Origin of the sequence: Roseateles albus (assembly GCF_028595345.1) — a bacterium.
Lineage (GTDB): Bacteria > Pseudomonadota > Gammaproteobacteria > Burkholderiales > Burkholderiaceae_C > Paucibacter_A > Paucibacter_A albus.
In genome coordinates this window covers 33,121-53,320 of sequence record NZ_JAQQXT010000018.1, presented here as the reverse complement: position 1 = coordinate 53,320, position 20,200 = coordinate 33,121, and the positions used below count along the sequence as shown (strand labels likewise).

Annotated in this window: 18 protein-coding genes and 1 pseudogene; 16 read left to right on the top strand and 3 right to left on the bottom strand. The window is 63.4% G+C overall.

Translation table 11 applies throughout. From position 1 onward, the window contains the following. Positions 1-73 precede the first annotated feature (73 nt). From pyk to PRZ03_RS21690, 3 genes are all read left to right on the top strand, one after another. On the top strand, positions 74-1,507 hold the full coding sequence (pyk, locus tag PRZ03_RS21700; protein WP_263535780.1) for a pyruvate kinase: 1,434 nt from the start codon (positions 74-76) through the stop codon (positions 1,505-1,507). Positions 1,508-1,549: 42 nt separating this feature from the next. Further along, entirely contained in the window at positions 1,550-2,521 is a 972-nt protein-coding gene (locus tag PRZ03_RS21695) for a TIGR02285 family protein (protein WP_273602227.1), read from the top strand. 198 nt (positions 2,522-2,719) lie between these two features. Further along, a complete protein-coding gene (locus PRZ03_RS21690) occupies positions 2,720-3,322 on the top strand; it encodes a substrate-binding periplasmic protein (protein WP_263535782.1) in 603 nt (200 codons plus the stop codon). 20 nt (positions 3,323-3,342) lie between these two features. Here PRZ03_RS21690 and PRZ03_RS21685 read toward each other — a convergent pair whose 3' ends face one another. After that, entirely contained in the window at positions 3,343-4,362 is a 1,020-nt protein-coding gene (locus PRZ03_RS21685) for an ATP-binding protein (RefSeq protein WP_263535783.1), read from the bottom strand. Between the two features lie 245 nt (positions 4,363-4,607). Here PRZ03_RS21685 and fba point away from each other — a divergent pair, with 245 nt between their 5' ends. The 3 genes from fba (at position 4,608) to PRZ03_RS21670 (ending at position 7,803) form a co-directional block, all read left to right on the top strand. Further along, entirely contained in the window at positions 4,608-5,672 is a 1,065-nt protein-coding gene (fba, locus tag PRZ03_RS21680) for a class II fructose-bisphosphate aldolase (protein ID WP_263535784.1), read from the top strand. Positions 5,673-5,775: 103 nt separating this feature from the next. Next, on the top strand, positions 5,776-6,678 hold the full coding sequence (locus tag PRZ03_RS21675; protein ID WP_273602226.1) for a phosphoribosylaminoimidazolesuccinocarboxamide synthase: 903 nt from the start codon (positions 5,776-5,778) through the stop codon (positions 6,676-6,678). 24 nt (positions 6,679-6,702) lie between these two features. Next, a complete protein-coding gene (locus PRZ03_RS21670) occupies positions 6,703-7,803 on the top strand; it encodes a tetratricopeptide repeat protein (protein WP_273602225.1) in 1,101 nt (366 codons plus the stop codon). Between the two features lie 15 nt (positions 7,804-7,818). Here the strand turns inward: PRZ03_RS21670 and PRZ03_RS21665 are convergent, their stop codons facing one another. Then, a complete protein-coding gene (locus PRZ03_RS21665; RefSeq protein WP_273602224.1) occupies positions 7,819-8,772 on the bottom strand; it encodes a tetratricopeptide repeat protein in 954 nt (317 codons plus the stop codon). Positions 8,773-9,031: 259 nt separating this feature from the next. On the opposite strand from PRZ03_RS21665, the gene purE reads away from it, so the two are divergent. From purE to PRZ03_RS21620, 9 genes are all read left to right on the top strand, one after another. Next, positions 9,032-9,535: a 5-(carboxyamino)imidazole ribonucleotide mutase gene (gene purE / locus PRZ03_RS21660; protein WP_273602223.1), complete on the top strand. Its 504-nt coding sequence runs from the start codon at positions 9,032-9,034 to the stop codon at positions 9,533-9,535. Next, a complete protein-coding gene (locus PRZ03_RS21655; RefSeq protein ID WP_273602222.1) occupies positions 9,535-10,707 on the top strand; it encodes a 5-(carboxyamino)imidazole ribonucleotide synthase in 1,173 nt (390 codons plus the stop codon). Before purE ends, PRZ03_RS21655 begins: the two co-directional genes overlap by 1 nt. Positions 10,708-10,717: 10 nt before the next feature. Further along, positions 10,718-11,695, top strand: coding sequence for an L-threonylcarbamoyladenylate synthase (locus PRZ03_RS21650; protein WP_273602221.1), 978 nt, complete (start codon positions 10,718-10,720; stop codon positions 11,693-11,695). Positions 11,696-11,728: 33 nt separating this feature from the next. Next, positions 11,729-12,697: an SGNH/GDSL hydrolase family protein gene (locus tag PRZ03_RS21645; protein WP_273602220.1), complete on the top strand. Its 969-nt coding sequence runs from the start codon at positions 11,729-11,731 to the stop codon at positions 12,695-12,697. Positions 12,698-12,779: 82 nt separating this feature from the next. Continuing rightward, entirely contained in the window at positions 12,780-13,541 is a 762-nt protein-coding gene (gene tsaB / locus PRZ03_RS21640) for a tRNA (adenosine(37)-N6)-threonylcarbamoyltransferase complex dimerization subunit type 1 TsaB (protein ID WP_273602219.1), read from the top strand. Next, positions 13,538-14,032 carry a ribosomal protein S18-alanine N-acetyltransferase gene (gene rimI, locus PRZ03_RS21635; protein WP_273602218.1) on the top strand — a complete coding sequence of 165 codons (495 nt, stop codon included), beginning with the start codon at positions 13,538-13,540 and terminating at the stop codon, positions 14,030-14,032. Before tsaB ends, rimI begins: the two co-directional genes overlap by 4 nt. Further along, positions 14,029-14,898 carry a uracil-DNA glycosylase gene (locus PRZ03_RS21630; protein ID WP_273602217.1) on the top strand — a complete coding sequence of 290 codons (870 nt, stop codon included), beginning with the start codon at positions 14,029-14,031 and terminating at the stop codon, positions 14,896-14,898. The genes rimI and PRZ03_RS21630 overlap by 4 nt, the downstream gene beginning before the upstream one ends. Then, positions 14,895-16,961 (top strand): putative bifunctional diguanylate cyclase/phosphodiesterase, encoded by a 2,067-nt coding sequence (locus tag PRZ03_RS21625; RefSeq protein WP_273602216.1) that lies wholly within the window; start codon positions 14,895-14,897, stop codon positions 16,959-16,961. Before PRZ03_RS21630 ends, PRZ03_RS21625 begins: the two co-directional genes overlap by 4 nt. Further along, positions 16,961-18,079 carry a class I SAM-dependent methyltransferase gene (locus PRZ03_RS21620; RefSeq protein WP_273602215.1) on the top strand — a complete coding sequence of 373 codons (1,119 nt, stop codon included), beginning with the start codon at positions 16,961-16,963 and terminating at the stop codon, positions 18,077-18,079. The genes PRZ03_RS21625 and PRZ03_RS21620 overlap by 1 nt, the downstream gene beginning before the upstream one ends. On the opposite strand, the gene PRZ03_RS21615 is transcribed toward PRZ03_RS21620, so the two are convergent. Further along, the gene (locus PRZ03_RS21615; RefSeq protein ID WP_273602214.1) at positions 18,065-19,303 is read right to left on the bottom strand and encodes a multifunctional CCA addition/repair protein; all 1,239 of its coding nucleotides are present in this window, start codon (positions 19,301-19,303) and stop codon (positions 18,065-18,067) included. The genes PRZ03_RS21620 and PRZ03_RS21615 overlap by 15 nt on opposite strands. A gap of 325 nt (positions 19,304-19,628) precedes the next feature. Between PRZ03_RS21615 and PRZ03_RS21610 the strand changes: the two are divergent. Further along, positions 19,629-20,030 (top strand): annotated as a pseudogene (locus tag PRZ03_RS21610) (FxDxF family PEP-CTERM protein); the annotation flags it as partial. Positions 20,031-20,200: the final 170 nt, after the last annotated feature.

Genomic DNA, 20,200 nt, shown 5'->3' with positions numbered 1-20,200 from the left:
CGTGAAACCGGTTTACTGACTTGAAAGCGGCTCATAATCGGCGCCTGTAACTTTATTTCAGCGAGAGCCCGTCATGACCCGTGCCACCAAGATCGTTGCCACCCTCGGCCCAGCCTCTTCATCCCCGGAGATCCTGGAGCGGATGATCCGGGCCGGCGTGGACGTGGTGCGGCTGAACTTCTCGCATGGCAAGGCGCAAGACCACATCGACCGCGCTCGCATGGTGCGCGAAGCCGCAATGGCCGCCGGCAAGGCCGTCGCCATCATGGCCGATATGCAAGGCCCGAAGATCCGTGTTGGCAAGTTCGAGAACGGCAAGATCGAGCTGATCAACGGCGAGCGTTTCATTCTCGATGCCGACCGTACCGAACTCGGCAACGAGGAAGCCGTTGGCCTTGATTACAAAGAGCTGCCGCGCGATGTGAAGCCCGGCGACACGCTGCTATTGAACGACGGCCTCTTGGTGCTGACGGTCGAAGCAGTGCGCGGCGCTGCGGTGCACACCATCGTTAAGCTTGGCGGCGAGCTGTCCAATAACAAGGGCATCAACAAGCAGGGCGGCGGTCTGACCGCGCCGGCGCTGACTGCCAAGGACATGGAAGACATCAAGACCGCGATGAGCTTCCGCTGCGAGTACTTGGCGATCAGCTTCCCCAAGAACGCCACCGATATGGAAATGGCCCGCCAGCTCGCCAATATGGCCGGCGAGCCTTATAACCACAAGCCCAGCATGATCGCCAAGATCGAGCGCTCGGAAGCGATTCCACACCTCGAGGCGATCCTGAAGGCCAGTGACGGCATCATGGTCGCGCGTGGCGACTTGGCGGTTGAAGTCGGCAACGCGGCGGTGCCGGCGCTGCAAAAGCGCATGATCAAGATGGCGCTGGCGCTGGACAAGGTGGCGATCACCGCGACCCAGATGATGGAGTCGATGATCATCAATCCGGTGCCTACGCGTGCCGAAGTGTCCGACGTTGCTAACGCCGTGCTTGATGGCACTGATGCGGTGATGCTGAGCGCCGAGACGGCCGCCGGCAAATTCCCGGTTGAAACCATCGAACAGATGGCGGCAATTGCCTTGGAAGCCGAGCGCGCCGAGTTCGTCACGCTGGACACCGACTTCGCAGGCCGCCAATTCGGCCGTATCGATCAGTCGATTGCGATGGGCGCGCTGTTCACCGCGCATCACTTGGGCTGCAAGGCGATCCTGGCCTTGACCGAGTCGGGATCGACCGCCTTGTGGATGAGCCGGCACCGCATTCAGGTGCCTATCTATGCATTGACCACGCAGGAAATCAGCCAGCGCAAGATGACGCTGTACCGCAATGTGCGGCCTTTGCTGATGCCCAAGTTCGAAGACCGTGACACCGCGCTGGCGGCGGCCGAGAAGATTCTGGTCGACAAGGGCGTGTTGATGCCGGGCGACACTTATGCGATCACCTGCGGTGAGCCAATGGGCTACCCAGGCGGCACGAATATGCTGAAGGTCTGCCGCGTCGGCGGGTAATCCGCAAGTTTTGGCGGGCCAGCGGCCCGCTATAGTCGGTGCATGAACTTGCGCCTGCGTCATCATTTGCGCCGAACCTGGGCCACCGTTTTTTTGGCCGGATGGGTTCTCCCGGGCGTCAGTTCGGCGCTGGAGACGCAGGTCGAGCCGCCGGCAATACGCTGGCTTCTGCTGGACTTTGTGCCCTATCACATGGTGGATGGGCCAAACAAGGGCACGGGGCTGCGGGATCAATACCTCAGCGCCCTGATCAAGCGCATGCCCGAGTATCGCCATGTGCTTGAGGTCAGCAGCACCGAGCGGATCTTTCAATACATGCAAAGTGGGCAGCCGGTCTGCACGCTGTCGATGTTGAAGGTGCCGGAGCGTGAGGCCTATACGGTCTTTGGTAGCGAAGCCTTCTTCATTCAACTGCCGCCGGTGCTGATTGTGCGGCGCGGCTATGTGCCGCCGGGGGGCTGGAAGAAGCGCCCGCGCGGCGATATTTCCCTGGCCGAGTTGCTGCAGTCGCCCGAGGTGCGGGTCGGCACCTTGCCCAAACGGCGCTTTGGTTTGGGGATCGATGAGGCCTTGAAGCAAGCCCGCGCCAGCCGGCCGGAACAGGTGCTGGACTTCAGCGAGTACGGGCTGCTGTCCGGCCTTTTGCACACCCTGGGGCGCAAGCGCTTTGATGTGACGCTGGGCTATTCGATCGAGGTCGAGCAGTTGCGCAAGACCCAGCCCGATCTGGGTGACTTTGAATATTTGCCGCTGGTGGAGGCACCGGGCTTGATTGTTACTTATCCGTCTTGCAGCCGCACGCCTTGGGGCAAGCAGGTCATCCAGACGATTGACCAATTGCCGGGCATGGAAGCCGAACGGGCCTTGCTGCGCGAGCGCTATGAGGCGCTGCTGCCGCCCAGTGAACGGCAGGTTTACCGGGCACGCATGGCGGCCTTGAATGCCAGCGCTGCGGCACAGCCAGCGCCCCCGGCGCCTATCCAGGCGGACCAGCCCAAGCCAGGGGCGCGCTGATTGAGCGCAAAGCCGGTTGCGCTAGGCACCCAGATGGCTGAACCCGGTTTATGGATGCGACGACGCGATGCCTTATTGGCGGGCGGCTCGCTGGCACTCTCAAAACAGGTGGCCGCAAATGCGAATGCACCGACGCAGGCTTGGCTGCCAGTGCCAATCGCAGTCAGTGAATCCAGTCGCCGACCTTTTGTGACGCAAATGCTCAAGCTGATCGGGCAGGCTGCGCGCATTGAATGGCAGATCCAAGCCGTGCCCTGGGCGCGTTTGCTCTTGATGGCCGAGCGCGGCCAGGCGCTGGCATTCGGGGTCTCGCGCAGCGCCAGTCGAGAGCAGCAGTTCGAGTTCAGCCAACCGGTGTTTGATAACCATGTCTGGATGGTGGTGCGCCGCGATCGCTCGCTCAATTACCGCAGCCTGGCAGATCTGGGTGCTCGTACCCTCTGTGTTACCCGCGGCATCAGCTACGGCTCTGCCTTTGAGGCAGCGAAACAAGCGGCGCTGTTCAGGGTCGAGCAAGTCGATGGTGATCTGGCGGCGCGTACGCGCATGTTGATGGCCGGGCGCTGCGATGTGATGCTGACATCTCACCGCAGCCCGCAACCTTGGGCGGTGGAGCAGGTCTTGCGCCGGGAGTCCGGCCATGCGGCGGGAATCGCCGTGCTGCCGGAGCCTATGCAGGTGGACCCGGTGCATTTTGTGGCGGCACGCGGACATGAGCTTGCCCGGGTCTTGCCTCGTTTGAATGCCGCCATGCGAAAGGAGGCCGAGGCGATGCGGGCCTTGATCAGCAGCGAGCTTTGAGCCCGCGAAACCCTGTCAGATCAGGCGTTCTGCGCGCTTTTCACCAAGGCTGCGATGCGTGGCGTCATATGCGTGGGCAGTAGCTCCACTTCCTGATGCGCTTTGGCGAAGACGCGGAACAACTCGTCGGTGAAGCCGTGGCCTACATCGACGACACCGTCGAAATTGATCTCGGCGCGCTTGAACATCGGCAGGCGTGCTGCCACCCGGCGGGCCTGCGCGCGCGAGTCCAGCGGCTGACCCGGCCCGGCCAGCAGGCGCAGCGCAATGGTGGTGTGGTCAAACTCGATGCCGCTGCCGTCCAGGCTCCAGGCCTCCAGCACCTGGTCCAGCGTGCGCTTGGTGTCGAGCGAGATCGACATATAGATCGAGCTGCCCTGGCGCGGCATGGGCCGGCCCGGCTGCCAGCCTCCACTCTCCCAGGCTCTACGCTGGAAGGCGGTGCCATTGGCGTGGATGTCGAACACATCGGCCAGCTGCGAGCTGAAGAACAGGCCGCGGCCGGTGTGCATCTCGGGCTGGCTGGTCAGTCGGCCCTTGCTCAGCTCCAGCATCGCGTGCTGGGCGTTGGCGATGTCAAAGGCCGAGCAGATCTTGTCGAACACGCCGCAGCCATCGTCGGAGACCAAGAGCTGTGCGTGGCTGGGTGTTTGGCGCAGCGAGACGGTGACGCTGCTGCCCCCGCTGTGATCGGCGGCGTTATTGACCAGCTCGGTGAAACCATGCTGGATCATCCGCGCCACATGGGGCGGGAGGTCGAAATTGGGCGCAAAGTCGCGCTGCCAGGGGATGTCTTCTTGCAGGCCATAGAGCGTGTAGCTGCGCGCGACTTGGCGCAGGTGCCCAGGGCCATAGACCGGCCGGCGGTCGCTGCCGCTGCGGCGCAACCAGTTGGCATCAACCAGGCGGCGCAAGGCGGCCAGCGAGGCGCGCCGGCTGGCACCAGTGCGCTCCTCCAGATGGCTGGCCAGGTCGTGCGAATGCTCGCGCGCGGCGGCGGTGATCCAGAGCGTCAACTGGTCAATGGCTAAACGTGTCATGCAGTACTCCCTTGAGCCTAGTGTCAGCGGCTTCAAACTTCGCTAAGCCGTGAAAAATAGGGCACAGCGAGCCTAAATGCTCGGGCGCTGGCGCACAAGCGAGTCAGCCCTTGCTTCTGTGTGGCAAAGCCGCCGCTAGAATCGCCGCCAGTTACAGCGCGGTTACATGCCCCAAGACCAGGTTTTGGCGCTAGGCTGCGTTCGCAGGGTTTTTTACGGTTTTTAACTTCCCAAGGGACTCTCTCATGGCTCTCGTTTCAATGCGCCAACTGCTGGATCATGCCGCCGTCAATGGCTATGGCATCCCGGCCTTCAATGTCAACAATCTGGAGCAGGTCCAGGCCATCATGATGGCCGCCGACGAGCTCAACGCGCCGGTGATCATGCAGGCCAGTGCCGGTGCACGCAAATACGCGGGCGAGCACTTTCTGAAGCACTTGATCCAGGCTGCGGTGGAAAGCTATCCGCATATCCCCGTCGTGATGCACCAGGATCATGGCCAGAGCCCGGCTGTCTGCCAGGGCGCGATCGACCTGGGCTTCTCCTCGGTGATGATGGACGGCTCGCTGGAAGCCGATGGCAAAACCATCGCCAGCTATGAGTACAACGTCGATGTCACCCGCAAGGTCGTCGACATGGCGCATGCCTTGGGCGTGACGGTCGAGGGCGAGCTGGGCTGCCTGGGCTCCTTGGAGACCATGCAGGGTGACAAGGAAGACGGCCACGGCACCGACGCGGTGATGACCCATGCCGAATTGTTGACCGACCCCGAGCAAGCGGCCGACTTTGTGCAGCGCACCCAGCTCGACGCGCTGGCCATCGCCATCGGCACCAGCCACGGCGCGTACAAATTCACCCGCAAGCCCACCGGCGACATCTTGGCCATTGGCCGGGTCAAGGAAATCCACGCCCGCCTGCCCAATACGCATTTGGTGATGCATGGCTCGTCCAGCGTGCCGCAAGACCTGCTGGCCAAGATCCGCGAGTTCGGCGGCGATATGGGGCAGACCTTCGGCGTGCCGGTCGAAGAGATTCAGGAAGCGATCAAACACGGCGTGCGCAAAATCAATATCGACACCGACATTCGCCTGGCGATGACGGCGGCGGTGCGCGAGTTCTTCGTCAAGAATCCGAGCAAGTTCGACCCGCGCGAGTTCCTCAAACCCGCCCGTGACGCAGCCAAGGTGATCGTGCGCCAGCGCTTTCAAGAGTTCGGCTGCGAAGGTCAGGCCGGCAAGATCAAGGCGCGTTCCTTGGTCGATGTCGCCGCAGCCTACGCCCGGGGTGAGCTGAATCAAATGATCAAGTAATAGGGCGATTCATTCGCTTGGAACCCGCTCGGTTTGTGCCCAGCGGGTTTTTTTATGCGTGGATTGCCGCCTAAAATCGCGCCCTACCCAACGGACGACCGTCATGACCGCAGCCTTATTGAACTCCACGATCACCTCCTTGCCCCTGATTGCCCGTGGCAAGGTGCGCGAAAACTATGCCGTCGGTGAGGACCGCATCCTGATGATCGCCAGCGACCGCTTGTCGGCCTTCGACGTCATCATGGGTGAGCCGATTCCCGGCAAGGGCGCTTTGCTGACGCAGATGGCGCTGTTCTGGTTTGCCAAGCTGGACGGCATCGTGCCGAATCATTTGACCGGCGACGACCCCTTGTCGGCGGTCAGCAGCGCGGCCGAAAAGGCTCAGGTCAAGGACCGCGCCATGCTGGTCAAGCGCCTGAAGCCGCTGCCGGTCGAGGCGGTGGTGCGCGGCTATCTGGCCGGCAGCGGCTGGGCCGAGTACAAGGACAAGGGCGAGGTCTGCGGCGTCAAGCTGCCTGCCGGCTTGCAAAACGCATCCAAGCTGCCCGAGCCGATCTTCACGCCCGCCACCAAGGCCGAAATGGGCGACCATGACGAGAACATTTCCTTCGACGTGATGGTCGGCATCATTGGCCAGGATCTGGCCACCCGCGTGCGCGATATCTCGATTCAGCTCTACAAACGTGCCGCCGACTTTGCGCTGACCAAGGGCATCATCATTGCCGACACCAAGTTCGAGTTTGGCTTGGATGCCGACGGCACGCTGACGTTGATGGATGAGGTCTTGACGCCCGACTCCTCGCGCTACTGGCCGGTCGAGAGCTACCAGGTCGGCATCAACCCACCCAGCTATGACAAGCAGTTTGTGCGCGACTGGCTGGAGCAGGCCGAGGTTGGCGGCAAGCCCTGGGGCAAGACCGCGCCGGCGCCGGCGCTGCCGGATGCGGTGATCGCCAATACGGCGGCCAAGTACCGGGAAGCCTTGCAGCGCTTGACCCAAGCCTGAGCATGCGTGCATGAGCAACAGGCCATGAGTATCAAGAGTCGCCTGTTGAAACGACTCGACGCCGAGATCGCGGCGTCGACGGGCGCGGCGCAGAGCGCCAGCCTGAAGGTGCAGCGCGCCGTGCTGTTTGTGCGCCATGGGCAAATGAGCCGTGCGCGTGAAGACTTGACGGCCCTGCATCTGCTGGCCTTTCAGCACCCCAACCCGGAGATTGCCGCTTGGCTGCATTACGCCGAGGGCTTGATGAGTTACTACACCGACTTCAGCAGCGCCGCGCAGGAGAAGGTGGTGCGCGCGCATGCGATGGCCAAAGCAGCCGGGCTGAGCGAGTTGTCGGTCCTGTGTTGCGCCTGGTTGGCGCAGTTTGCCTACCTTAGGCATGATCTACCGGAGATGCTGGCGCAGGTGCGGGCTTGCGATGCACAGGCCAAGGCCGATGACCATGACGCGCGCTACCGGCTCTGCACGGTGCTGGGGCTGGCCCATGACCTGACCGGGCGTCCCGACCTTTCGCGTGACTGGTATGCCAAGGCCCGCGCCCATGCGCAGGCTGAAGGCGACGATGCCTCGCTGTCGGCGCTGATGTACAACATGGCCGCGACCCGCGCGGCGCAGGTGCGGCGCGATGCGCTCTCACAAGGGCTGGTCAAGCGTTCGGGGCTCTTGCTCGGCGCCGATTCGATCCGGCATTACGACGCTGCGGTTGGCGGCTCGGTGTTGTCGGACCTGACGCCCGTCTTGTGCGCGCAAATTCTGACCGTTGAGGGCGATTACGCCCAAGCGCGCGCCTTGTTCGAGGAACATTTGCCGCAGACCATGGTGACCGGCCTCGCCCGCTGGGGCAGCAGCTTGCTGGCCGATCTGGCGTGGTGCCGGGTCAACTTGGGCCAATCGGAGTTGGGCTTGCAGCAAGCTCTTGAGGCCGAGTCGGAACTGGGCGGGCTGACCGATGCCGATGACAAGGCCTCGACCCACAGCCGTTTAGCGCAGGTTTTTGCGGCCCTGGGTGACAAGGCCAAAGCGGCCCGGCACGAAGAGCTGGCTACCCAATGCTGGTCGATCTTTGCCCAGCAACAGCAAGCTTGGGCGCAAGCTTTGAGTGACTCGGACTTGCGGCCCCGCTGAGGCCAGGCCTCAGCTTCAGTTGAGCGCCATGCTGAGCTTGCGGCGGTACTGATCCAACAAGGGGTCGCGCGGCACGACCGCAGCATGGCCCGCCAGTTCCAGCGTTCCCTTGGTCTCGGTGGCCGCGGCTTTGGGGGTGGGCTTGCTCATCAACTCCAAGATGGCCACATAGGTCTTGCGTGCCAGGCCGTTGTTCCAGGCCTTGTCCCGCATGATGATTTCCAGCAACTCATCCATCGCTTCGGTATAGCTCTGCCGGGCGAACAGGCCCTGGGCCAGGGCGAAGCGGGCATCGAAGTCGCGCTTATTGCTCGTAATGGCGGCCTGCAACTCGGCGGCGTTCAGGCCGGCTTGGGCGCGCTCGGTGGCGGCCAGCCAAGCCCCGAGTGCGGCAAAGCGTGCGTGCGGCGTGATGCTGTCAGCAGCGCGCGCGGCGACCGGCTCAAAGGCCGCCTTGGCGTCTGCCAGCAAGCCCAGCTCGAGCAAGGCCTTGACATAGTCAAAACGCGCCGCCTCGTTGGCGGGGTCGGTTTCCAATGCGTTTTGCAGCTTGACGAGCGCGGCTTCCAAGTCACCCTCGGCCATCAAGTCCTCGGCCTCGGCGACTTCTTCCTGTGCTTCCAGCACCTCGCCGGCGGGCACATGCTTGTCGAGGAACTCGCGGATCTGTGCCTCGGGCACCGCGCCCACGAAACCGTCGACCGGTTGGCCGTCCACGAACATCACGCAAAACGGGATGCTGCGCACGCCGAACATCTGGCTCAGCTGGGTCGAAATTTCCGGCACTTCGTCGGCATTCACCTTGGCCAGCTTGAAGCGGCCCGCATAGGCGACCTCGAGCTTCTCCAGCAGCGGGCCGAGGGTGCGGCAGGGGCCGCACCAGGGTGCCCAGATGTCCAGCAGCATGGGCTGCTGCACCGAGCCGTTGATGAGTTCGGATTCGAAGTTTTGTAGCGTGATGTCTATCATGGCGGGTGAGCTTGTTGGCGGTTCAACGGCGGTTAGGGGCCCGTAAAAAAGGGCTGACGGCGAGCAAATGGCGCTCGCCGCCTACAATTCAAGGTTTTCGGACTTTCGCAAAACTGCCCCAGCGTCGTTCTTCCGCCTTGTCGTACAAGGCGTACTGCCTTCGGCGTCATGCCTAGCTGGAACAATTTTGCGTAAGCCCTTGTCTCTGGTCTTCTTGCAAGCGGGCCTTACAAACGTGTAGGACTTGCCGAGCGTCTCAATGAACATAGCAGCAGCAACTCCTTTGGTCGGCGTGGTGATGGGTTCCAGCAGTGACTGGGACACCATGAAGCATGCGACCGCCATTCTCGCCGAGTTCGGCATCGCCTTTGAGGCGCGGGTCGTGTCCGCCCACCGCATGCCAGACGATATGTTCGCCTATGCCGAGACGGCGGCCGCGCGCGGTCTGCAGGCCATCATTGCGGGCGCCGGCGGCGCCGCCCATTTGCCGGGTATGTTGGCAGCCAAGACCGAAGTGCCGGTGCTCGGCGTGCCCGTTGCCAGCCGCCATCTGCAAGGTGTCGATTCCTTGCACTCTATCGTGCAGATGCCCAAGGGCATCCCGGTCGCGACCTTCGCAATCGGCAATGCCGGCGCGGGCAATGCGGCATTGTTTGCGGTCGCGATGTTGGCCAATCACGACGCCGATTTGCGCGCGCGCTTGACCGCCTACCGGGCCCGCCAGACCGAAGTGGCCCGCGCCATGACACAGGAATTGATCTGATGCGGGCGATATTGCTGCCGGGTGAATCGAGTCTGGGCGTGATGGGCGGTGGCCAGCTGGGCCGCATGTTCGTGCACGCCGCGCAAAGCCTGGGCTTTCGCACCGTGGTCTTGGACCCGGACGCCGACAGCCCGGCCGGTTTGGTTGCGCACGAGCATATTCGCGCCGACTATCTGGACCCAAACGGTCTGAGTCAGTTGGCGCAGCAATGCGCGGCCGTCACGACCGAGTTCGAGAACGTGCCGGCCAAGGCCTTGGAACAATTGGCGCAGACAAGGTTTGTGGCGCCGGCCGGCGCGGCGGTCGCGATTTGCCAAGACCGCGCCGCCGAGAAAGCCCATTTTGCGGCCAGTGCAGTCGCTTGCGCGCCTTATGCGGTGATCACTACCGAGGCCGATTTGCTGGCCGTCGGCGATGACTTGCTGCCGGGCATCCTGAAGACCGCCACCATGGGCTACGACGGCAAGGGCCAGGTGCGGGTGCGCAGCCGCTCCGACTTGGCTGCCGCCTGGGCTGAGCTCAAACAGGTCCGCTGTGTGTTGGAGCAGATGCTGCCGTTGGCGCTGGAGATCTCGGTCATCAGCGCCCGCAGCGACCGAGGCGACATCGTCCAGTTCCCGGTTCAGCAGAATCTGCATATCGACGGCATCCTGGCCGTCACGCAAGTGCCGGCTCCAGATGTCAGCCAGGAATTGCAGGCTCAAGCCTTGGCCTCGGCCGCACGCATTGCGGCGTCAATGAACTATGTCGGCGTGCTCTGTGTGGAGTTCTTTGTGCTGCAAGACGGCCGCCTGATCGTCAACGAGATGGCGCCACGCCCGCACAACTCCGGCCACTACACGATGAATGCCTGCGATCTGTCGCAGTTTGACCTGCAGGTGCGCGCGATGACCGGCCTGCCGCTGACTCAGCCGCGCCTGCATTCGCCGACCGTGATGCTGAATCTGCTCGGCGACCTTTGGTTTGACCCTGCTGTTCCCGGTGTCGAGCGCACGCCGGCGTGGGACGCAGTGTTGGCGCTGCCCGGCACCCATTTACACCTCTACGGCAAGGCCAGCGCCCGGCCCGGACGCAAGATGGGTCACCTGAACATCACCGCCGCCACGACCGAACAGGCCGAAAGTGTCGCGCGGCAAGCGGCGACACAGCTCGGCTTGGCGGCGGATTGGTGAGCTTGCCCCTATGTTGTTGAGTGGTTTCGACCCCGCTGCCGTAGCCTTGGCCGCCACTCGCTTGGCTGCCGGTGATTTGGTCGCCCTGCCGACCGAAACGGTCTACGGCCTCGGCGCGCGTGCCGATGACGACGCCGCAGTGGCGAAGATTTTTGCCGCCAAGGGCCGGCCCGCCGATCACCCCTTGATCGTGCATGTGCTGGACGCAGCCGATGCCGCCGCCTTCAGCACCGAATTGCCAGCCTTGGCCAAGCGTTTGATGGATGCGTTCTGGCCTGGCCCTTTGACGGTGATCGTGCCGCGCGCGCCGGCCATGGCCGCAGCGGCGGCCGGCGGGCAGACCAGCATAGGCCTGCGTTGCCCGGCGCACCCGGTGGCGCGTGCCTTGCTGACGGCGGCACGGGCGCAGGGTGTGCTCGGCGTGGCGGCGCCCAGCGCCAATCGCTTTGGTCGTGTCAGCCCGACGCAGGCGCAGCATGTTGTGAGCGAGTTTGAGACCGATTTGCTGGTCTTGGACGGCGGCGAATGCGAGGTCGGCATCGAGTCCAGCATCGTCGACTGCAGTCGCGGCGGCGCGGTCTTGTTGCGTCCGGGAGTGCTGACGCAGGCGCAAATTGAGGCGGCGCTGGGCCAAGCCTTGCAGGCCAATGATGCCCAGGCGCCGCGCGCGTCGGGTACCTTGGCCGCCCATTACGCGCCTCGCGCCACCGTGCGTCTGCACAGCGCCGAAGCCTTGGCTGCGCGCTTGAGCCAGCCGCTGCCAACGGGCCTGGCGGTATATTCCCGTACGGTGGAGGTACCCCATGTCGGCTTGAGGCGGCAGATGCCGGCCGATGCATTGGCGGCCGCGCAACAGTTGTTCGCCGTGTTGCGCGAACTGGACGCGGCCGGTGCGCAGGAGATTTGGATTGAATTGCCGCCGCAGGGCAGTGAGTGGGACGGGGTCCGGGATCGCCTGACCCGCGCCGCTGCGGCGTTTGAAGCCTAGGCTTGAGTGTTGGAATTTTTGGACGGAGTTTTCATGAAGAGTATTCAGCGTAGCGCAGGCCGCTACGGTCGCGCCCTATTGGCAGCCGCTGCCTTGTCCACCTTGGGCGTGCTGGCGGGCTGCGGCGGCGGCACCGAACAAATCGAGCCCTTCAATCCGTCCCGCATCATTGCGCTCGGTGACGAGTCGAGCTTGATCACGCCCGAGGGCAAGAAGTACACGATCAATGCGCTCAACGCCACCACCGGCGTGCTGGAATGTGAAAACAACCCGATCTGGGTGCAAACGCTGGCCTCCTCATTTGGCCTGGTGTTTGCCGAGTGCAATCCCAACAAGGTGGCCGCGCCGCAAGGGTTGATGCGCGCCAAGGTCGGCGCCAAGGTGGCTGATTTCAAGGGCCAGGTCGATACCTTGCTGGTCGGCGGCATTGGGCCACGCGACCTGATTTCGGTCTTGGTTGGCGCCAATGACGTCTTGGAGCTGTACGCCAAATTCCCGGCGCAAAGCAGGGAGTCCTTGCTCGCCGAGGCGCGCGCACGCGGCAAGGCCTTGGGCGCCCAAGTCAATCGCCTCGCCAATGCCAACGGCCGGATTATTTTGTCGACCCTGCCGGACATGGGTTTTTCGCCGCTGGCCGAGACCGACCGCAAAGTGGATTCGACACGCCCGGCTTTCTTGAGTGAGTTGACGCGCGAGTTCAATCTCGAAATGCGCGTTGAAATCATCAACGATGGCCGCTTGATCGGCTTGGTTTTGACCGATGAAAACACCCAGGTCATCGCCCGCTATCCGAGCAGCTTTGGTATTTCCAATTTCACCAATGCGGCATGTCTTACGACGCCGGCCTTGCCGGATTGCACGGTCAAGACCTTGACCCCGGAAGCCACCAAAGACAATAGCTGGAACAGCTATTTGTGGGCTACCGACCGCCTGTATGCGCCTGCCGGGCATGCCCAGATTGGCCGCATGGCAGCCACCCGCGCTCGCAACAATCCTTTCTGATTTTTCGCACCGCAAACGAGCCCGGCCGCACCAAACCGGCCGGGCTTTTTCGTTCGTTATTGCCCCCAATTACACTGCCGCCATGAGCATATTGCTGGCCCTGGATAGTTCGACCGAAACAATGGCCCTGGCGCTGACCAGCCCGGCCGGTCGCTGGCTGTTCGAGGCTGCCGGTGGGCCGCAGGCCTCGGCGCGTTTGGTGCCTGAAGTGCTGGCCCTGCTGGCCGCTGCGGGCCTGAGTTTGGCGGACGTGGATGCGATTGGCTTCGGGCGCGGCCCGGGGGCTTTCACCGGCCTGCGCGCGGCTTGCGCGGTGGTGCAGGGTTTGGCTTTCGGTGCCGGCAAACCGGTGCTGGCGATCGACAGTTTGATGCTGGTGGCCGAAGACGCGCGCCAGCAGGCCGCAGCCGATGGGCAGCCGCCGCTGACGGGCTCGGTTTGGGTGGCCATGGATGCGCGCATGGGCGAGATCTACGCCGCCTGCTATGCGTGGAGACAGGGCGTTTGGGTCACTGAAGCGGAGCCGGCGCTATATACGCCGGCCAGTCTGTGCGAGCTTTGGCAGGCGCAAGCCCCAAGTGCCGTGGCCGGGTCGGCCTTGACGGTTTTTGCTGAGCAACTCGCCATGTCAGATAGGGCGGACTGCCGCGTCTGGGCGAACAGCCGCTCGCGTGCGTCTGCACTGGCCGCGCTGGCGGCGCAGGCTTGGGACAGCGGCGCGCAACTCGATGCGGCCGAGGCCATGCCGGTTTATGTTCGAGACAAGGTCGCTCAGACCACGGCGGAACGCCAAGCCGAACGTCAGGCAGTACACCAAGCTGAGCGTCAGGCGGAGCGCCCATGAGCGCCCAACTTGCGGCTCTCGCCACCCGCTTGCGGCCCATGGCCGTCTCGGATGTGACCGAGGTTTTGGCGCTGGAGCGTCAGGTCTATGCGATGCCCTGGACCGAGGGTAATTTCATCGACTCGCTGGCCGCCGGCTATGAAGCCTTGGTGCTGCGCCCTGTGCCGGCGGGACGCGATCCCAAGCCCCAGCTGCTCGGCTATATGCTCGCCATGAAGGGTGTGGATGAGATGCATCTGCTCAATTTGTCGGTGGCGCCCGAGCAGCAGGGCAGGGGCTTGGCGCGCTTGATGCTGGACGCCTTGTGCGGCATTTGCCGCGAGCAAGCCTGCCCGCAGCTGTGGCTGGAGGTGCGCGTCGGCAACCAGCGTGCGCGCGAGGTTTATCGACGTTATGGCTTTTCTGAGACGGGTTTGCGGCGCGCCTACTATCCGGTCCAGCAAGGTCCGCGTGAAGATGCGGTGCTGATGAGCCTGGCGGTGGCGCCATGAGTTGGGACGAGCGCCAGCGAGCGATGTTGGCCGAAATGGGCCTGCGGGTCTGGTCGCCGGTCCCGCAGCAAGAGGCCTTGGCTGAGCCGCTGCGAACGCCGGCAGCCGCACTCGCACCTGTTTCAGCGTCAAGTGCAGCACCAAGTGCAGCGCCTACCCACGCCGCCCCTGCAATCGCCGCGGTGCAGGCATTGCCAACTGCTTTGCGGCCCTCTGAGTCGCTTGAATCAACGCCTCCTGCTGCCGGTGGCGCTGCCCGTTCGCCCGCCATCGCGCGCATGGATTGGGCCGAGTTGCGCAGCAGCGCGGCCGCTTGCCAAGCTTGCGCGCTGTGCGGCGGGCGCAGCAATAGCGTGTTCGGTGCCGGGCCTGTTCGCGCCGATTGCCTGGTCGTGGGTGAGGCGCCGGGCGAGCAAGAGGACGCTCAGGGTGAGCCCTTTGCCGGCCAATCCGCGCAGTTGCTGGGCAATATGCTGCGGGCCATCAATTTGTCGTTCGCCCTCGATCCCAATTCGCCTGCGCCCGAGCGGCAGGTGTATTTGAGCTCGGCCCTGAAGTGCCGCCCGCCGCCGGGCAGTACGCCCGGCGCGGCCGAATTGGAACAATGCCGACCCTATCTGGCGCGGCAAATCGAGTTGGTCAAGCCACGCGTGATTTTGGCCATGGGCCGACTGGCGGTGCAGACCTTGCTCGGCAGCAGTGAGCCTTTGGGCCGGCTTCGCGGGCGCGTGCATGACTACCAGGGCACGCCGGTGATCGTTACCCTGGCTCCCAGCTATTTGTTGCGCAATCTGAGCGAGAAGGCGCGCGCCTGGGAAGATCTTTGCCTTGTGCAAGCGACGCTGCAAGGCTTGGGGCCGCGATGAGTGCAAAGCCTGCGCCTGGGACTATCGACCAAGGCTTGCGTTTCATTGCAGATCATCTGGGCGGCTTGCTGGCGCTGTATGACGCCAAGACTCAGTCTTGCTTGTTCGCCAACCGGGCCTATGCGCAGGCCTTCGGCTTCGATGCACAAACGGTGCTGGGGTGCAGCTTCGCCGAGCTGATCGGCCCGACCGCATGGCGTTTGGTTCAGCCGCAGCTGGAGCGTCTCTTGCAAACGCGCCAGCCGGTGCACCATGGGCTGGATTTGCTGGCCGTCGATGGCGCCAGCCGCTGGAATCAGGTCAGTCTGACGCCGCAGCTCGATGTTGACGGCGAAGTGAGCGCTTTCCTGGTGCAGCTGTCGTACAAGGCGCCGCGCTTGGCGGCGGACTTCGCGGTGCTGGAGTCCGAGGCCCGGCTGGACAAATTCATGCAAGCCTCGGTCGAAGGCATTGCCTTTCACTGCGAGGGAATGATCACCGACGCCAATCCGCCTTTGTGCGACTTGCTCGGCTACCGCTTGCAGGAACTTTTGGGGCGTCCCGCCTTGGATTTTGTCGCGCCACGGTGCCGTGACCGGGTCGCGGCGGTGATGGAGGCTCGCGACGAGCTGACGTTTGAGTCCGAGATGATGCACCGCGATGGGCATGGCATTGCGGTGGAGCTGATTGTGCGCAGCATGGAGCGCGGCGCCGAGCGGCTGCGCATGTGCATCGTGCGCGATATTCGCGAGCGGCTGGCCGCTCAGGCCCGCATCCAATACCTTGCGCGGCACGACGGTTTGACCAGCTTGTTGAACCGCAGCGCTTTTATGGAGCAGGTGCAGACCTTGATCCTGCAGGCATCCGCGGCGGCCCAGCTCAAACCCACGCCGCAGCAGTTTGCGTTGCTCTTCATCGATCTCGATAACTTCAAGCGCGTCAATGATTCGCTGGGGCATCTGGAGGGCGACAAGGTCTTGAAGACAGTGGCCGAGCGCATCAGCGAATGCCTGCGCGGCACCGACCTGGTGGCCCGCTTTGGTGGCGATGAGTTCGTCATTTTGCTGGGTGATGTGCAGTCGCGCGCCGATGTGCTGGTGGTGCTGATGGCGTTGCTGGCCGTGGTTGAAGTGCCGGTCAATGCCGACGGCTGCGTGCTGACCGTCACGCCTTCGATCGGCGTGGCCATGTATCCGACGCATGGCGCGCGCGCCGAGGATTTGATTCAACATGCCGATATGGCCATGTATCTGGCCAAGGCCAAGGGCCGCGCCAGCTACTGTTTTTATGAGCCCAGCCAGGCCGACAGCGCTTATGCGGAGCTGGTCTTGGAGAGCCAGTTGGTACAGGCCATCGAACGCAATGAGTTCGTGCTGTACTTTCAGCCGCAGGTGTCCGCAGCGACCGGAGAGCTGGTCGGGGCCGAGGCCTTGTTGCGCTGGCGCCATCCGCAGCGCGGCCTGCTCGGGCCCGATGTTTTCATCGACGTGGCCGAGCGGCACCGGCTGATGTTGGATCTGGGCGCCTGGGTGATGCGGGCGGCGGCCGAGCAGGCACGCGTCTGGCATCAGAGCGGCATTGCCCCGGTGCGCATCGCCGTCAATCTTTCCCGCATGGAATTCCGCCTTGACGGCTTTGCCGAACTGGTGGCCGAGGTCTTGCGTGATTTGGGCGTGCCCGGCGCTTGGCTGGAGTTGGAGCTGACCGAGCGCATGTTGATGGATGAAATCGCCAGCGCGCCGGCCACCCTGGCGGCTCTGCGTGCCCAGGGCCTGACGGTGTCGGTCGATGACTTTGGCACCGGCTACACCTCCTTGGCGCACCTGACCCGGCTGCCGCTGGACAAGCTCAAAATTGATCAGAGCTTTGTGGCGCCCTTGCCCAACGATCAGGGCGCAGCGGCGATCGTGCGGGCGGTGATTCAAATGGCTGCGGGCCTGGGGCTGCAGGTCAGCGCCGAGGGCGTGCGGACCGCTGCACAACGAGATTTGTTGCTTGAATGGGGTTGCGATGGCCTGCAGGGTGAAATGATAGGCGAGCCGATGTCGGCGCAGGCCTTCGAACATTGGTTGGCGCAGCGCTGATGAGCACCGACAAACAAAGCAACCCGCTGGACCAGTTGATACGCCGCTCCATCAAGGACGCAGGCGACTGGCTCGGTTTTGACCATTTCATGGCGCTGGCGCTGTACGCCCCCGGCCTGGGTTATTACAGCAATCAGCGGCGCAAGTTCGGGCTCATGCCCAGCGCCCAAGAAGGCGGCTCAGACTTTGTCACCGCGCCCGAGATGTCGCCCCTGTTTGGCCGCGCGCTGGCCGCTCAGGTCGGCCAGGCTTTGGCGGCCACCGGCACCGATGAGGTCTGGGAATTCGGTGCCGGCACGGGTGCGTTGGCCGCGCAAGTGCTGCAGGCGCTGGATGAGCAAGGCCAGCCAGTCGCTCGGTACAACATCGTCGATCTGTCCGGCAGCCTGCGTCAGCGCCAAGCGGAGCGTCTGAGCGCCTGGGGTAACAAGGTGCGCTGGCTGGATCAGTTGCCCGAATCTTTCGAGGGCGTGGTGCTGGGCAACGAGGTCTTGGACGCGATGCCGGTGCAACTCTTGGCTTTTGATGGGCAGGCCTGGGCCGAGCGCGGCGTGGCTGTCGACGAGCAAACCGGCGCGCTGGTCTTTGCGGACAGGCCCAGCATCGCGCGGCCGCCGGTGGATGAGGCTCAGCCGTTCGCGCCCGGCACGGTGACCGAGATTCACCCGCAGGCCGAAGCCTTTGTGCGCACCTTGGCGGCCAGTCTGCGGCGTGGCGCCGTGTTCCTGATCGACTATGGCTTCCCCGAGGCCGAGTACTACCACCCGCAGCGCAGCGGCGGCACCTTGATGTGCCATCACGAGCACCGCGCCGACGCCGACCCGTTGGTCTTGCTCGGCCAGAAGGACATCACCGCGCATGTCAACTTCACTGGCATCGCGCTGGCCGGCCAAGAGTCGGGCCTGAGCGTGCTCGGCTACACCAATCAAGCCCATTTCTTGTTCAATTGCGGCCTGGTGTCGTTGTTGGAGTCGGCCAGCTTGGCCGAGCGCGTGATGGCGCACAAGCTGATCGCCGAGCATGAGATGGGCGAGTTGTTCAAGGTCATCGGCTTTGCGACCGGTGACGGTTTTGACGCCATCGGCTTCAGAGCCGGCGACCGCTCACACAGCTTGTAGGCGGGCTTGTAGCGCGAGCAGGGCGTTCAACCTCGCGGTTTGCACCGCCCGCCCAATCGCGGGCCCGGTCTTGCCCTCGGCCAAGGCAGCGGCGCTGACGGCAGCTAGATCAATGCCCAAAGTCGCCTGCAGGTCCTTCAGCAGACGCTCGCGCTGCGGATAAGGCTTTTGCGTCAGCCCGAGCCGGCCCCGCGCGTCACATTCGCAGGCCCAGAGCAGGTGCTCGAAGCGTTCTGGCCGGCGCCAGGCGTCGCAGCGCTCCAGCAGACGCAGCCTGGCCTCGGCGCCAAAGGCCTCGCTCTGGTGCACATGGGTATGCTCCCGCGCGACCAGTTCGGCCAGTTCGCGGCAGTCGCTCGGCACCCGCCAACGCTCGCTCAAGCGCTTGAGCAGCGGCACGCCGCGGGCTTCATGGCCGATATGACGCGGCAGCAATTCAGCCGGCGTCAGCGCCTTGCCCAGGTCGTGGCAGAGGCAGGCGAAGCGCACGACCAGCGGCGCGCCAAGATGCGCGCATTGGTCCAGTACCAGAGCCAAGTGAGCGCCGGTGTCGATTTCGGGGTGATGAGCCGCCGGCTGAGGCACGCCGAACAAAGCCTCGACCTCAGGCGCAATGCGCGCCAGCGCGCCGCATTCGCGCAGCACCTGCAACATCCTGGACGGCTGACCTTCCATCAGCCCCTTGGCGAACTCCTGCCAGACCCGCTCGGCCACCAGGGCATCCACCTCGCCTTGCGCGACCATCTGGCGCATCAAGGCCTGCGTTTCGGGCGCGACGCTGAAATCGGCAAAACGAGCCGCAAAGCGTGCCAGGCGCAAGATGCGCACCGGATCCTCCGCAAAAGCCGGCGACACATGGCGCAACACCTTGTTCGTCAAATCTTGCTGGCCGCCGTAAGGGTCGGTGACGGCTCCGCACTCGTCCTGCGCCATCGCATTGATCGTCAGGTCTCGCCGCGCCAGGTCTTGCTCCAGCGTTACCTCGGGCGAGGCTTGGAAGTCAAAGCCGTGATAGCCGGGCGCGGTTTTGCGCTCGGTGCGCGCCAAGGCGTATTCCTCATGCGTCTTGGGATGCAAAAAAACCGGGAAATCTCGCCCCACCGGCGTGTAGCCTGCCTTGACCATCGCTTGCGGGTCGGCGCCAACCACGACCCAGTCGCGATCTTTGACCTCTAATCCCATCAGTCTGTCTCGCACCGCGCCGCCCACCAAATACTGTTTCATCGTCTCAGATCCGCTTCGTTTGTGTTGGATGCAACATCGATGCATCGATCTGACATGCTTGTGTCATGAAACCCCGGATTCTGATGATCCGTTCGGGCTGGAGAAATGCTGCAGTGCAAAAAAACCACCTCAACCCCCGAAGTGAGGGGGTGTAAATCGAAAACTCGCTGGTAGAGTGCGTCCAGGGGAGTTGATTCACAGGTCCCTAGCTAGCCCGAGTGGGCAAAACACAAGAGAGTGAACCATGTCAAAACTGAATTTTATCGCCGCAGCCGTTTTGGCTTTGTCTTCGGTTGCTGCAAATGCAACGACCATCTACGCACCTTCGATTTCTGGTACCAGCTTTACTGACGTAGTTGTTGGACAAATTACCGTTGCCAGCTTGTCTGACATCGTTGGCAATTTCTTTGCCGCTGAGTCCGTGACTTTCCCCGCGCCATTCGCAGGCACATACACGCTGGACAAAGTGACATTCACGAGCAGCTCTGTTGGTTCATTGGTTGATCTTGACGCATCCGCTGTTGGTTTCAAGTTCCAAAATGTGGCTGCCGGTGTTTACACCGTTAAGGCCAGTGGTACCTTGGACCTGTCGGGCGAATTCAAGAAAGCCGCTTTCATCGGTGCAGAATACAACGTCACAGCCGTTCCTGAGCCAACAACCTACGCCCTGCTGTTGGCAGGTCTGGGTGCTGTCGGCTTCGTGGCTCGCCGCCGCAAGGCAGCCTAATTTTTAGGCAAGTAAACTCATCGGGCCGCAAGGCCTGATCTACAAAGAGCGCCCTAGTGGCGCTCTTTGTCATTTTCGGGCCAAAAACTGTCACAAAACCCGGGCGCAGTGCGGTCCCGCTGGGTCGACTTGGCCACAAGGTGCGCCCACACTGTCATCGGTCTTCATGG

Coding starts and splice junctions, on each gene's coding strand:
- pyk (WP_263535780.1), top strand. CDS start 74: ATGACCCGTGCCACCAAGATCGTTGCCACCCTCGGCCCAGCCTCTTCA.
- PRZ03_RS21695 (WP_273602227.1), top strand. CDS start 1,550: ATGAACTTGCGCCTGCGTCATCATTTGCGCCGAACCTGGGCCACCGTT.
- PRZ03_RS21690 (WP_263535782.1), top strand. CDS start 2,720: ATGCTCAAGCTGATCGGGCAGGCTGCGCGCATTGAATGGCAGATCCAA.
- PRZ03_RS21685 (WP_263535783.1), bottom strand. CDS start 4,362: ATGACACGTTTAGCCATTGACCAGTTGACGCTCTGGATCACCGCCGCC.
- fba (WP_263535784.1), top strand. CDS start 4,608: ATGGCTCTCGTTTCAATGCGCCAACTGCTGGATCATGCCGCCGTCAAT.
- PRZ03_RS21675 (WP_273602226.1), top strand. CDS start 5,776: ATGACCGCAGCCTTATTGAACTCCACGATCACCTCCTTGCCCCTGATT.
- PRZ03_RS21670 (WP_273602225.1), top strand. CDS start 6,703: ATGAGTATCAAGAGTCGCCTGTTGAAACGACTCGACGCCGAGATCGCG.
- PRZ03_RS21665 (WP_273602224.1), bottom strand. CDS start 8,772: ATGATAGACATCACGCTACAAAACTTCGAATCCGAACTCATCAACGGC.
- purE (WP_273602223.1), top strand. CDS start 9,032: ATGAACATAGCAGCAGCAACTCCTTTGGTCGGCGTGGTGATGGGTTCC.
- PRZ03_RS21655 (WP_273602222.1), top strand. CDS start 9,535: ATGCGGGCGATATTGCTGCCGGGTGAATCGAGTCTGGGCGTGATGGGC.
- PRZ03_RS21650 (WP_273602221.1), top strand. CDS start 10,718: ATGTTGTTGAGTGGTTTCGACCCCGCTGCCGTAGCCTTGGCCGCCACT.
- PRZ03_RS21645 (WP_273602220.1), top strand. CDS start 11,729: ATGAAGAGTATTCAGCGTAGCGCAGGCCGCTACGGTCGCGCCCTATTG.
- tsaB (WP_273602219.1), top strand. CDS start 12,780: ATGAGCATATTGCTGGCCCTGGATAGTTCGACCGAAACAATGGCCCTG.
- rimI (WP_273602218.1), top strand. CDS start 13,538: ATGAGCGCCCAACTTGCGGCTCTCGCCACCCGCTTGCGGCCCATGGCC.
- PRZ03_RS21630 (WP_273602217.1), top strand. CDS start 14,029: ATGAGTTGGGACGAGCGCCAGCGAGCGATGTTGGCCGAAATGGGCCTG.
- PRZ03_RS21625 (WP_273602216.1), top strand. CDS start 14,895: ATGAGTGCAAAGCCTGCGCCTGGGACTATCGACCAAGGCTTGCGTTTC.
- PRZ03_RS21620 (WP_273602215.1), top strand. CDS start 16,961: ATGAGCACCGACAAACAAAGCAACCCGCTGGACCAGTTGATACGCCGC.
- PRZ03_RS21615 (WP_273602214.1), bottom strand. CDS start 19,303: ATGAAACAGTATTTGGTGGGCGGCGCGGTGCGAGACAGACTGATGGGA.